The following is a 13,456-nucleotide window of genomic DNA, read 5'->3' as shown; positions in this document are numbered from 1 at the left end:
TATTTCAGAACGTAAATGGATTTATTGGCTGTAGCTGTGGAATCAGAACTTTGCTTTAGTTCAACATTTCGGTCATGGTCCATCTAAAATGATTCCAAAAATCATGAATAGTGCATTCCAGAGGCATAATTTAAACTCTTTTAATACTAAATGCTCTTTTTTAGTGTTTGATAACGTTTCTCTCCTCGAAATATATGGAATTACGTAGGCTGGCGGTTGTTTTGTCATGGAATTGGAGAGAGGAGGACAATTGTAATCTTACCAGTTATTAACAACTCTTTAACAACTTCCGGATTAAACCAATAAAGGACAAAATGGTCTTATATACTATATTTGCGAGCTTAATGAAAACAGAAAAACAGGTCATTTACGTATGAAGAAAATAGTTTTATTGCTACTAATAATTAATTTCTCTGCAGCGTTTGCGCTCAGTCCGAGTGTTGAAGGTGAAGAAGAAAAAAGCGACGACGGAAAGGGAAAGATAAAGGGCGTAGTCATCGATGAAGACAGTGATTCGCCCATGGAATTTGCCAATATTGCCGTTTACGATCTGGCAGATTCATCGCTTGTCACCGGCGGTATAACCAACGAAAATGGTGAATTCGAGATTGATAATATTACTTATGGTGAATATTATATGCAGGTGAACTTTATTGGTTTTGATGCCCGCAACATTAAGGGTATTTCACTGAATAGAGAAAACAAGACAGAAGATTTGGGCGACATTAACCTTAGTGCCTCGGCTGTTGCACTGGGCGAAGTAAGTGTTGTTGCTGATAAAGCAGCAGTGGAATACAAACTCGATAAAAGAGTGGTGAATGTAAGCCAGGTAATTAGTGCCGTTGGAGGTACTGCCGTTGAGGTGCTTGAAAATACACCTTCGGTTCAGGTGGATATCGATGGAAATGTTTCCTTGCGCGGATCATCCAATTTTACGGTATTGATCGACGGGCGCCCCAGTGTGCTCACCGGGAGTGATGCCTTGCAGCAAATTCCGGCCTCGGCCATCGAAAATATCGAAATTATTACCAATCCATCGGCAAAATACGAACCCGATGGTACCACCGGTATCATCAACCTGGTCATGAAAAAGAATGCAATGAACGGGCTAAGTGGTATTTTCAATGCCTCGGTGGGTACCCGCGACAAATACCGTGGTGATTTCACATTGAGTTACCGCACCGAAAAATTCAACATTACCGGTGGGGCCGATTTCCGCGATGAACGCGGAAAGGGAGGTAGTGAATCGCGTTCTGAAACGTATTCGGGCGATACGATCAACTATCTGAATATGGATGGAACACGTTGGGACATCAGAAAAGGACACAACTTTAAAGGTGGTATTGAATGGTTTGCATCGGATAATACCACTTTTGGTTTGCAGGGACGGATTGGTAGTCGTGAGCGCTCCAACACAGGAGGTGGAAAAACGCATGCCTTTTCAACGGTAAATAATGGTGATCCGTTTGCAGAACTATTTTCGATCACCGAAGAAACTTCAACCCGTACCAACGATTATTACAGTGCCACATTAAGTTTTCATCAGAAATTTGAGGGCGAAGGTCATAAGCTGGATGCCATGGCATTTTACTCGGGCGAAACCGGCGACGACAACGAAATTGAAGGAGAAATCTGGTCGGATGAAAATTATGAATACGATGAACAGAATCCGGATTTTGCGGAACGTGTTTCAACCCTTGAAGGCGAGGATGAACGCGAGTTTCGTTTCCAGGTAGATTATGTGTATCCCTTCAGTGAAAACGGACAACTGGAAGCCGGAATGATGAGCCGTCTCGAATCGGAAGAGGAAAGTCTCGATTTCAGGGATTACAATCAGGAAACCGGCGAGTGGGTTCCCAACGAGCAATTCTCAAGTTCCACCGATTTTAGTCGCGACATTCATGCGGTTTACACCACTTTTAGTAACAAAGTTGGTAACCTGAGTTACATGGCAGGTTTGCGCGGAGAATATACATTGCGAAAAATCGATAACACAAACGCTGAAGCAGTATCCGAGCTCAACCGCTTCGATCTGTTTCCAACAGCACATATTTCTTACCCAGTTGGCGACAACAACGAATTTATGTCGAGTTTTAGCCGACGTATTAATCGTCCGCGTGGCTGGGATCTCGATCCTACACCGAATTATTACAACCGATATACCATCCGCTACGGAAATGCCGATTTGAAACCGGAATACACAAACTCTTACGAGCTGGGTTACATGCGTCGTTTCGGGCGTTCATACATTTCGCTCGATGCGTTTCATCGGGTAACCAACAACAAAATCGATCGTTACACGGTACTGGAAGACGATGGTACTTATTCGCTTTATACCGACAACTTTGATAAAGATTATGCCACCGGTCTTGAAATAACCGGGAATGTAAACATAAAGGAGTGGCTGATCATTAATGCAAGTACTTCGATGTACCATTACCGCATTACGGGTTCGCTGGATGAAGAATCGATTGATCGGACCAGCACCAATTGGTCGGGTCGTGTAAATACCACATTCCGTTTCACCGACAATTCAAGACTGCAAATACAGGGATTTTACAGTGGCCCCTCAGTGCAGGCACAGGGAGAGCGTAAGGCAATGATCCACAGCAATATTTCCTACCGCCAGGATTTTTTGAAGAAAAAACTTACGGCTACAGTAAGTGTTCGCGATCCGTTTGGAACTGCCCGCTACGAGGCTGAATCGTATGGCGACAACTTTAAACGCTGGTTTAAATGGGAGCGCGAACCACGTGTTGTAATGCTTACTCTTAGTTACAAACTGAACAATTTTAAAGAAGATAGAAACGGAAGTCGCGGCGACAGTGATGGAATGGACATGGGAGGAGGAGAGTATTAAAATACGCCATAAAAATTAACCAGGGAATGCCGTTCATCGTTTGATGAATGGCATTTTTGTTTGGGGAGGTCGGGTGAGTAATAGCTGTTTAAATATCATCATTGCTCAATTAAATTTAGATTACTTCGCTGCCAATTACAGATTTTTGTAGGATCCTGAAACGAGTTCTCCCAAAGGGATCACTACGTGGAGGATGACGTTCAAAACTTTTTTGCGGATTTTGGCTGGTTCGTCATGGTGAACTTGTTTCAGCATCTTTGTCATTGTCTCATTATGCCCTAAACCCTTTCAACCGTTAATGCAATAACCATTTTGGAATCACGATCCCGAGATTTCGGGAGAAGCAATCTCTTTCTTAATTAAAATACTAATCAATCATTTTTGTAAATATCAGAAAAACAGAAATATAGGTGATAGGTGCGAATGTTACAACTGAAAAATCAGTTCTAAAACTGAAAAAATAGTTGCAAAACTGAAAAATCAGTTGTAGGTTTGTTGTCAACTTGGTGGACCGTCATTCCGAACTTGTTTCGGAATCTGGTTGATAGATGCTGAAACAAGTTCAGCATGACGACTGACTCAATACTTAATACTCACGACTAAAAGTCTAAAAAATGAAACGACTCACGCGAAAAGAAGAAGAGGTGATGAAGATCCTCTGGAAACTCAAAAGAGCTTTTGTAAAGGATATCATTGAAGAGTACGACGATCCGAAACCACACTACAATACCATTTCGTCGTTAGTGCGTCTCTTACAGGACAAGGGAATTGTTGGCTACAAACAGTACGGCAATACCTACCAGTATTTCCCGCTCCTTTCAAAAGAAGAGTACCGAAGTACTTTTATGAAACAGGTGGTGAGCGACTATTTCGATAATTCGGTAAAAAGCGCCGTAGCCTATTTTGTAAAAGAAAAAGGATTGTCGGAAGAAGAGTTAAACGAACTGATTGAACTCATCAAAGAGAAAAAGTAATGGAAGATTTCCTGATTTATATTGCCAAGTCGTCGCTGGCGGCCGGGGCTTTTTACCTGCTTTACCTGGCTTTGTTTCAAAACCGAAAACACTTTGTATTTAACCGGATTTACCTGCCGGTTTCGCTGGCTTTGAGTTTTTTGATTCCGCTGCTTTCTTTTACGAGTGTTCGTTATATTGAAGCTGCACCGATTGAGTACAACGGATTTGCCTACCTGGCTGAAACATCTGCTATTCCTGTTGTGCCTGAATTTCAACTGCTGTGGTATCATTATCTGACCGGTCTGTATCTGCTCGGGTTGCTCGTTTTTTTCATCTACCTTATTCTTGGGCATTTGAAAGCACTTTCGATTGTGAAAAACAGTCGGATAACAAGGCTTTTCAATGTTAAGGTGAACGTAACTCTTAAGGATGTTCATCCCTTTTCGTTCTTCAATAAAATTGTGATCTCGGAAAAAACACTTGAAAATCCAAGCTTGCCGATGATCATTCAGCACGAGGAAATTCATGTGCGGGAAAAACACACCCTCGATATTCTTTTTTCCGAATTGCTTTTCCTTTTACAATGGTTTAATCCTTTTACCTGGCTGATTAAAAATGCCATTAAGGATAACCTGGAATATAAAACGGACCACGAAGTGGTAAAAACCAATAATCCGCAAGTCTATCAGGTGGCCATGCTTGAACTGGTTCATAAACAAGGTGTGGCTCCATTTTTAACGGCCCTGAACGGCTCGCAACTAAAAAACCGAATAATCATGATGAAGAAGAAAACAAAAAACAAATATGTTGTGCTCAAACAGTTGGTGGTGCTTCCTTTGCTGGCAGTTTTAATAATGGGACTATCGAATAAAGAAGTTAAAACCGAAATTATTCAGTCAGAAGTTAAAACAGAAAAAGCTTCTAAAGAGAATAAAGGGGAAGAAAATAGTTTTATCAAAGTAAATTCGAACAAGATAGATAGTTTGGTGAAAAAGCAGATCGATATGTACATACAATATCTTGGATCTGAATCGGCTGTCGAAAAATATTTTGATAAATCAATTGTTAATATTAAAGCTGAAATGCACGATGTAATTGAGGATCAGGTATTAAGAAAAGAAATTGAAACCAAAGAAGCAAAAATACTTAATGAGAAGTATGAAACGGCAACCATTTTGACCGGTGATGAAGCTGTTCAAAAATATGGCGAAGTGGCACGCGATGCCTCTGTTATTGATTTAGTAACCGGCGAACCGAATGTGACGATTTCTTCGGATACTTCGATAAAAGATATTTATGTTTCCGGTAAAATTACCGATTCATCGGGCAATCCGCTTTCAGGCGTTGCTGTTTTGGAAAAAGGAACAACCAGCGGTACTATTTCTGATCCCCAGGGGAAATATAAAATCTACCTAACCGACGAAGGAGCGAGTTTGGTTTATGTCATGGCAGGATTTGCTAAGCAGGAAATTCCGGTGGAAGGTCATGAAACAATTAATGTGCAACTGGAGTCCGAAAAAGAAACCAAGTCCGCTGCCACGATTCGAATTAACAGTCTCAATAGTAATGATCCTTTGTATGTTGTGGATGGAAAAGTGCAACCAGATATAGAGTACCTGAATCCCGATGGAATTCAATCGATTGATGTGTTAAAAGGAGAGTCGGCTACTTCTGCTTTTGGCGACTTAGGAAAGAATGGAGTGATTATTATTACGACCAAAAAACCTTCGATGACCGATGCTTTAGTCATTGTTGACGGGAAAAAGTATGACGGAGAAATTAATGACATATCACCCGAAGAAATCGAGTCCATATCGGTATTAAAAGGTTCTGCAGCTACGGAAGTTTATGGAGAAGCAGGAAAAAATGGGGTGATTATAATTACATCGAAAAAGGATAAAACAAAAAAAATTCTAAGCAGTGCACACGATTTTGGTAATCAAAAAAAGCACTTGGTTCTGATGGATGGAGAAAAAATTCACGACATCGGTCAAATTGATCCGCGGTATATTCGTTCTGTTAATGAATTGAAAGAAGAAGCGGCCGTAAAAAAGTATGGCGATTTGGGCAAAGACGGTGTAATTGAGGTAACCTTAAAAACGCCGGACGAATTAACCCAAAATGAAATTCCGGTTGTTCTAAACGGTAAATCTACAAGCAAAAAACTGAATGAGATTGACAGAAATTTAATTGAAAAAATTCAAAAAATCGAAGTTGATGAAGCTACCGAAAAATATGGCAACTATGGTCGATTTGGGGTATTGGAAGTTACTACCAAGGAAAACCAAGTTACATCAATGGATAATATTAAAATTCCTGAAGGTTTCACCCCGAATGGAGATGGTATTCATGATGTTTTTGAGGTCAGGGGACTTGAAAAAGTACATCCGGATTTCGAAATGCAAATATTTAACAGCGAAAAGGAACTCATCTGGAAATATAAACACAACGGAGATCCGAATACAAAACCTGAGTGGTGGAATGGGAAAAACAAAAAAAATGAAATTGAAAATGGAACTTATTCTTACGTCATAGAATATAATGACGGGTCTTGGGAAAAAAGTAAATCAGGGACTTTATTGTTGGCTACTTCAGAAATTCAAAATATCACCTCTGAATTGGACTTGCGCAGGTTTATTGCACGTAAGATTGCATATCCTGAAGCGGCGCGTTTAGCCGGGCGAACAGGAATTGTTAGTACTAAATTAAAGTTTGATGACACAGGGGAAAAAATTAAGGGCCCTATACATACGGAAGGGCCGCAAATAAGTTTGGATGAGGTAGTTGTTGTTGGGTATAAACCTGATAATTTGGTTGAAGGAGATTTTGAAACAGACCTGAAGTTACTAATGAGTGAAGTGGATCGCGTTACAGATATGCTTCCTGCCGTTGATATTCCCCGATTTAAAGGGAAAACAGTAGTAGTTAATGTGAAGTTTGTTTTGCAAGAGAAAACGGGCGGAGCCGCCATTGAACAGGATCAAAATCCAATTCAGTTGAATAAACATTACCAATTTGTTTCTAAGGTTAATGGAACATTCTTTTGTCGCGGAACATTTGTCTTTGAAAGCAAGGATGAAAATGGCTTATGGCATGGAACACAAATTAATGCAACACAGCATTCAGAAATAACTGTTACTGCTAAAGTGGTTAATAATAGTCTCGAAATTTATACGCCCTCTCCATGGAATGAGACCTGGAAAGTTACTGCAATGGAGAATGGCGTTTCCTCAGGTATTGTGAGTGGAGATTATAGTTTGGCTAGAAATAATACCATTACTTTTGAATTAAGTGAAATAATAAACAAAGGCGAATAAATTTAAAGTTTCACCTTTTTAGCTTGCCATTACTCATAAAAAGGGATCCGATCCGTGTCATCTACAACATATACGGATCGGATCCTTTTGGTTTGCTCGCAGCAAGAAGCTCGCGGCTCAAAGCTATTTCTTACTAATAATAGCCACCCAGCCTCCACCGGGAGCCATTTTTACGTTTACGCTTGAATCTGAACTTACTTCCAGCGTTTCCTGTGCAAAGTCGGCCGCGTGTTTATCGGCGTTTATTCCGTCTTTCCATACCTTCATGGTGTAATTACCATCGCCCAGGAAATCGAGTTTCAATTCCAGCTCACGCGGATCCCAGTCGGTTAGCGCGCCCACATACCAGGTATCGCCCAGGCGGCGAGCAATAGCTACATAATCGCTCACTTTAGCTTCCAGCACTTTGGTATCGTCCCATACCGACGGAACTGCAGAAAGGAATTCCATGCATTCCGGCTCGCGGTAATAGTTCGACGGATTGTCGGAAAGCATCTGCAGCGGGCTTTCAAACACCACATACAATCCCAACTGATGACAACGGGTGCCCATACTCATTGGCTCGGTAAATACCTGCGAGAAATTCTGTTTTGTTTTATTGATCATCGCACCCGGTGTATAATCCATCGGGCCGGCAACCATACGGATAAATGGCAGTGTTAAGTTATGTTCCGGATCGGGCAGATCGGACCATTTATTATTCTCCAATCCTTTTACACCTTCGTACGAAATTACATTGGGGTAGGCCCTATCGAGGCCAACCGGTTTGTAGGCCCCGTGGAAATCGACCAGCATTTCACGTTTGGCACATTCCTTTGCTATTTTTTCGTAGAAATTCACCATCCATTGGTCATCGCGCTGCATAAAGTCGATCTTAATTCCTTTTACGCCCCAGGCTTTAAACTGGTCGAGTGCTTCAATAAGTTTATCATCGAGTGTTTTCCACACCACCCAAAGAATAATATCCACATTTTTTTCTTTGCCGTAATCTACCAGTTCCTGCACATCAATGTCGTCCACAACATCCAAAATGTCGCCAAGGTGGTACCAGCCTTCATCCAAAATGATGTAATCAAGTCCGTATTTCGAGGCAAAGTCGATGTAGTATTTATAGGTAGCATTGTTTACTCCCGATTCAAAATCAACGCCATAAACATTCAGGGCATTCCACCAGTCCCACGCCACTTTCCCCGGTTTTATCCAGTCAGTCTTTTCAATAATTTGTTCAGGTGCCAGCTGATAGATCAGATCCGATTGAATCAGGTCTGCGTCCTTTTCAGTGATCAGCATAACACGCCACGGGAAATTTCTCGGGCCGCTGCATTCGGCAATGTAGTCGGCATATTTCGTGGGTTTCATATCGCGGTCTCTGATCAGTGTTTCTTCGAGTACCACTCCCGGAAATTTGCTCACCAGCGTATACGGATCTTCATCTGTTCCCTGCAACCACAAACCGGCGTAGTCTAATAATCCCGATTCCGATATGTAGGTTTTAACACCGTCGCCGCAATCCACCAGCATCCCGGTAGAGCAGAATCGGTCGCTTCCTACATTCGAAAGTTTCTCGCGCAGGTATTCACGTTCCTGGTGGCTCATCAGGCTTTCTTCTTCGGGAAACCAGATATTGCGATCGGCCGGAAAAGCAAAAGTTACTTGTTCGTTTTTTACTTTGTAGTCGCCTTTTTTAGCCGACACCCATCGATATGCAGCACCTTTATCGAAGGCACGAATTTCAAGCGAATGGTCTTTAAACGAAAGAGTCAGCTGGTTGTATTCGTCTTTTATGGTGGCAAATTTGCGATGTACCACAGGATTCAATTCCTGTGAAACCGAAATAGTTTTTACTTTTTTTACTTTTTCGTCATTGCCCCAGTTTGTTCCGTCATCAAATGACATTGATATTTGTGACGGCGAAATGATCTCTTTTCCATCCAGCAGAACGGAGTAAGTAGTTGTTTCATCTATTGCAATTTTTACGGTAATTTTTCCTGATGGCGATTCGAGGGTATAATCCTTGGCCGACAGGTTAAAGCCAAACACCAGAAGGCTTAAAAACAAGATGATCTGTTTCATTTTTATTAGGTTTTTTGTTCAATGCCCGAAAGTACAAAATTATTCCAGTGCCATGCTGTAACATATGCCTACATTTATAGTAAAATTGGTATTTTATACGTAATTTAAGAGAAAATCAACTTTTAGAATCATGAAGAGCAGCATTGTTTTATTACTATTGGTTATGGTCTTAAGCGTTCAACATACCTCGGCAACCGAGTTCGAAAAAGATGTTTTTCAAACCTCGCAAGGCGAGTTAACTATCACATTTATCGGGCATGGTACTTTGATGATGGAATACCAGGGTAAGGTGATTCATATCGATCCGGTTTCGTGGTATGCCGATTATGCAACTATGCCCAAAGCCGACCTGATCCTGATTACGCACGAACATGGCGATCACCTTGATTCCAAAGCCATTGATGCGGTAAAAAAAGATAACACAAGTATTGTGCTTACATCCATTTGCAACAAGAAGTATGCAGGAACCGATGTGATGAAAAACGGCGACACAAAAATGTTCGACGGGATTGAGGTGACAGCAGTTCCGGCCTACAACATAAAACACATGCGTGCCGAGGGGCAACCTTTCCATCCCAAAGGCGATGGTAACGGATATGTCATTCGTTTTGGCGATAAAAAAGTTTATGTGGCCGGCGATACCGAAAATATACCCGAAATGGCGAATCTGAAAGACATTGATATCGCATTTTTGCCCATGAATCTTCCGTACACCATGACTCCTGAAATGTGCGCAGATGCTGCACTTTCGTTCCATCCTAAAATATTATATCCTTATCATTTTGGCGAAACCAATACCGGTGAGTTGGCTGATTTGTTAAAAGATCAGCAGGCAATTGAAGTACGCTTGAGAAAGTTGAATTAGGGACAGGGACATACACTAATTGGCAATCGGACAATACGATTGACTAACTTTACTATTTCGTTTTCGTAAACACTTTATTAAGCTGTGGTTATTCCATGGTTTTTTTACAGCCTCGTGCAACGCAATATGAACTGGCAGCAATTCCGATTACAGCAAAGACAATTAAAGAACCATAAAATACATTTGCTGATAAATTAGCGCAGCATGATAAAAAACCAAGAAGAAGTGTTGCAAAGAAACCCAACAGACCCCAGAGTGCGAGGTTGTAACAAATTAATACCAAAATCTTTTTCATAATCGTATATTTTAATGAATAATTTCCTGGTATAAAAATACATGCTGTAATGAACGAATGATCAATAAATGTCGTGGCATTTAGCGTAATATATTGAGATATTTCGTATATTTGAAAGTGAAGAAAGTAACATTTAAATGTGATATTTAGCACATCGGGAATGTAGAATTAAGCGATTGAAACTCCCATATTGCAAATGTACATGGTTAAAAAATCAAGCGATGGAAAATAGAGGCGAAACCTGTTTAAACTGCACGATAAAATCGAATATTGTTGCTTTGCTAACAGAAAAGGAACTGGCACGTCTGGAGACCGGTTGCCTGCAAAATGTCTTTCAGAAAGGCGAGTTGATCTTTAAGGAAGGCATGCCCGCCAATCATATTGTGTACATTCGCGAGGGATTTGTAAAGCTCAGTAAAAGAGGTATCGGAGGGAAGGATTATATTCTGAGTATCGCTAAAAAGGGAGCTTACCTTGGTATCAATAACCTCAATAAAAAAACGCGGCTTTATTATACTTCGGCTACTGCATTAATCGATACACAGCTTTGTTTTATCGATATTGAAAAGTTTGGAATATTGTTAAAAGAGAATGGCAAATTCGCCACCGAAGTGATCTATTACATTTTTGATGATGAAATGAATTATTTCGAAAGGTTGGTGAACAACGTGCAGCAACAAGTGCCGGGTCGATTGGCCAACACCCTGTTCTATTTCAAAAACCAGGTTTATGGCACAAATCCTTTCAATATGAACATTACGAAGGTCGAACTGGCTTCACTGATCGGTACTTCGCGCGAGAGTGTTACCCGCTTGTTAAAGGAATTCCAGGAGGAAGGAATCATTCGGGTGGAGAAAAATAAATATACAATCCTGGATGAAAAGCGACTTGGGGCTATTCAAAAAAAGGGATAGTTCGCGAATAAAACATTTAATAAAATTTGACAAGAAAAAACCGCTAACCTGTTTCTGATTAGCGGTTTTAATTTATATGAACCTCGAATTATTTTATTTCCAGACCGGTATCAACAACACTTCCCAAATCAATTGTTCCCAACGATTTTAATTGGATGTCAGGTGAATTCAATATTGAATTCAAATCAGTGGCATCAGCGTTTGTCATACTCATAAAGTCAGACGGTACAACTACTATTCTGAAGGTTTGCCCCATCGTGTAATCGTTTGAAAGAGTAGATAAATCTACATCTCCATCTAAAAATACCGACATATCCACAATGCGATCGTTAGAAATATCAGCGGTAAAATCGAAATTATATTGCAGAATAGCTCCCGATAGGAAATATTCGGTTTGAGGAAGCGGGCGCCAGAAATCCAATCCGCTATCATCGGTCCACAGAATGTAGGCTAAAATCACATCCGATTCGTAGGGATCGAATCCGTTGTCCAGAAAATTAAAAACCAGCTGGTAATCGTTTGCAGGTGTAAAATTGCCGGTAAACTCGAATGTGGTTCCTAAAAAATTGTATCCGTCTTCTCCGGGAGGACCTATCGGACCTGCAGGACCTTCGCATGCACCAATCAACAAGGCTACTGCGATCAATAGAATGTTTGTAAGTTTTTTCATGATATTCTGAATTAATTGGTTAATAAATTGTTTTCAAAATTTTGTAAAACAAGTATAATGCCAAAAAAAACCTCCGACCATGGCCGAAGGTTCATTTATAACTTTAAAATGTTTACCTATCATCTGATCCGGGTACCGGAACGCTTGCTTTTTCCATGTAACCAATATCTCCCATAATGTAAGTATCGGGTCCCAGTTTCATGTCCGAATTCATCATTTCGTCCCAGGTAACTTCTTTTCCGGTGTATGCCGAAACACGTCCCATGATAGCTGTTAATACCGAGTTGGCAGTGTTTTCAGCTTCATTAAACGCAATGTTCTGGCGGATACAGGTAATCAAATCTTTATGTTCCTGAACGTAAGGGCTGGTTTCGTGCTCCTCATATGCGGTGATGATGTTTCCTTCAAGGTCGGTAATATTTCCGGCATTGGGGAAAGCGCGTCCTTTTGTTCCATGAATGATTTCGTGCACTGCGTTCGTGCATCCGTTTATTTGGCGGCAGGTACTTGTAATATGTCTTCCGTCTTCCAGGACGTAGTCCACTGCAAAGTTATCGTATTGGTCTCCGGTGGGTCTGCGTTGGCGAGATCCAAATCCAAGGGCTTTAACCGGATGCTTGCCAAAGAACCAGTTGGCAACATCGATATTGTGTACGTGCTGTTCTACAATATGGTCGCCCGACAGCCAGCACCAGTTTACCCAGTCGCGGATCATCCATTCCATTTCGCTCCATTCGGGCATGTTATTGCGGTACCACAATTGTCCGCCATTCCAGTATACTTCTGCTGTTGTTAAAGCGCCGATGGCATTATTTGTCAGGTCTTTATAAACATTAATGTATTTGTGCTGATGACGACGCTGAGTTCCTGTAACAACTTTCAGCCCCAGGCTATCGGCCATTTTCGCGGCGGCCAAAACTTGTCTTACTCCTTCCGTATCCACTGCCACAGGTTTTTCCATGAAAACGTGTTTCCTGGCTTTTACAGCAGCTTCAAATTGTGCAGGACGAAATTTTGGTGGAGTGGCAAGAATTACAATGTCAACACCCGAATCAATCACTTTTTCAAAAGCATCGAAACCAACGAAACAGCTTTCGTCTGGAATATCCAACTCGTGATTTTTCTTTATTCTTTCGCGGCAACCGTCGATTCTGTCTTGAAAAACATCACCAAGGGCAGTAATTGTAACTGTTGAACCTCCGGCTTCCAGAAAATTAAGGGCAGCGCCTGAACCACGGCCTCCGCATCCAATAACTCCTGCTTTTAAAGTATTGCCTGCCGGAACTTCATCCAGCATTGGCGGGAAATTGTATTCCCGTTCTTTCCAGTCGTAAATAGCACCGCCACCTGCAGAGCTATCGCCTGTTGAACATGATGATAAAGGGCCAATTCCCATGGCACCGGCGGCTCCTAATGCAGCAGCTCCGCCTAAAAACTTTCTTCTTGAAAAATTAGTTTCACTCATGATGTAGATTTATTTAGTTGAATTTAGGATACTAAATGTAC

The 13,456-nt window shown here is 41.2% G+C and carries 9 protein-coding genes; 5 read left to right on the top strand and 4 right to left on the bottom strand.

What is annotated here, in order from left to right:
• Nucleotides 1-373: 373 nt before the first annotated feature.
• The 3 genes from WFY05_RS04990 (at nt 374) to WFY05_RS04980 (ending at nt 7,133) form a co-directional block, all read left to right on the top strand.
• Nucleotides 374-2,860: a TonB-dependent receptor gene (locus tag WFY05_RS04990; protein WP_340111632.1), complete on the top strand. Its 2,487-nt coding sequence runs from the start codon at nt 374-376 to the stop codon at nt 2,858-2,860.
• 614 nt (nt 2,861-3,474) lie between these two features.
• The gene (locus WFY05_RS04985) at nt 3,475-3,834 is read left to right on the top strand and encodes a BlaI/MecI/CopY family transcriptional regulator (protein ID WP_340111631.1); all 360 of its coding nucleotides are present in this window, start codon (nt 3,475-3,477) and stop codon (nt 3,832-3,834) included.
• On the top strand, nt 3,834-7,133 hold the full coding sequence (locus WFY05_RS04980) for a T9SS type B sorting domain-containing protein (protein ID WP_340111630.1): 3,300 nt from the start codon (nt 3,834-3,836) through the stop codon (nt 7,131-7,133). The genes WFY05_RS04985 and WFY05_RS04980 overlap by 1 nt, the downstream gene beginning before the upstream one ends.
• A 123-nt stretch (nt 7,134-7,256) precedes the next feature.
• Here WFY05_RS04980 and WFY05_RS04975 read toward each other — a convergent pair whose 3' ends face one another.
• A complete protein-coding gene (locus WFY05_RS04975; protein WP_340111629.1) occupies nt 7,257-9,206 on the bottom strand; it encodes a glycoside hydrolase family 97 protein in 1,950 nt (649 codons plus the stop codon).
• Between the two features lie 130 nt (nt 9,207-9,336).
• Between WFY05_RS04975 and WFY05_RS04970 the strand changes: the two genes are divergently transcribed.
• The gene (locus WFY05_RS04970) at nt 9,337-10,071 is read left to right on the top strand and encodes an MBL fold metallo-hydrolase (protein ID WP_340111628.1); all 735 of its coding nucleotides are present in this window, start codon (nt 9,337-9,339) and stop codon (nt 10,069-10,071) included.
• A gap of 88 nt (nt 10,072-10,159) precedes the next feature.
• On the opposite strand, the gene WFY05_RS04965 is transcribed toward WFY05_RS04970, so the two are convergent.
• The gene (locus WFY05_RS04965; RefSeq protein WP_340111627.1) at nt 10,160-10,366 is read right to left on the bottom strand and encodes a hypothetical protein; all 207 of its coding nucleotides are present in this window, start codon (nt 10,364-10,366) and stop codon (nt 10,160-10,162) included.
• A gap of 221 nt (nt 10,367-10,587) precedes the next feature.
• Here WFY05_RS04965 and WFY05_RS04960 point away from each other — a divergent pair, with 221 nt between their 5' ends.
• A complete protein-coding gene (locus WFY05_RS04960; RefSeq protein ID WP_340111626.1) occupies nt 10,588-11,280 on the top strand; it encodes a Crp/Fnr family transcriptional regulator in 693 nt (230 codons plus the stop codon).
• 88 nt (nt 11,281-11,368) lie between these two features.
• On the opposite strand, the gene WFY05_RS04955 is transcribed toward WFY05_RS04960, so the two are convergent.
• Nucleotides 11,369-11,950: a hypothetical protein gene (locus tag WFY05_RS04955; RefSeq protein WP_340111625.1), complete on the bottom strand. Its 582-nt coding sequence runs from the start codon at nt 11,948-11,950 to the stop codon at nt 11,369-11,371.
• Nucleotides 11,951-12,062: 112 nt separating this feature from the next.
• Nucleotides 12,063-13,415 (bottom strand): Gfo/Idh/MocA family protein, encoded by a 1,353-nt coding sequence (locus tag WFY05_RS04950; protein WP_340111624.1) that lies wholly within the window; start codon nt 13,413-13,415, stop codon nt 12,063-12,065.
• Nucleotides 13,416-13,456: the final 41 nt, after the last annotated feature.

It is taken from the genome of Maribellus mangrovi, from assembly GCF_037646455.1.
GTDB classification, from domain to species: Bacteria; Bacteroidota; Bacteroidia; order Bacteroidales; family Prolixibacteraceae; genus Draconibacterium; species Draconibacterium mangrovi_A.
This window is presented reverse-complemented; position numbering and strand designations above follow the sequence as displayed.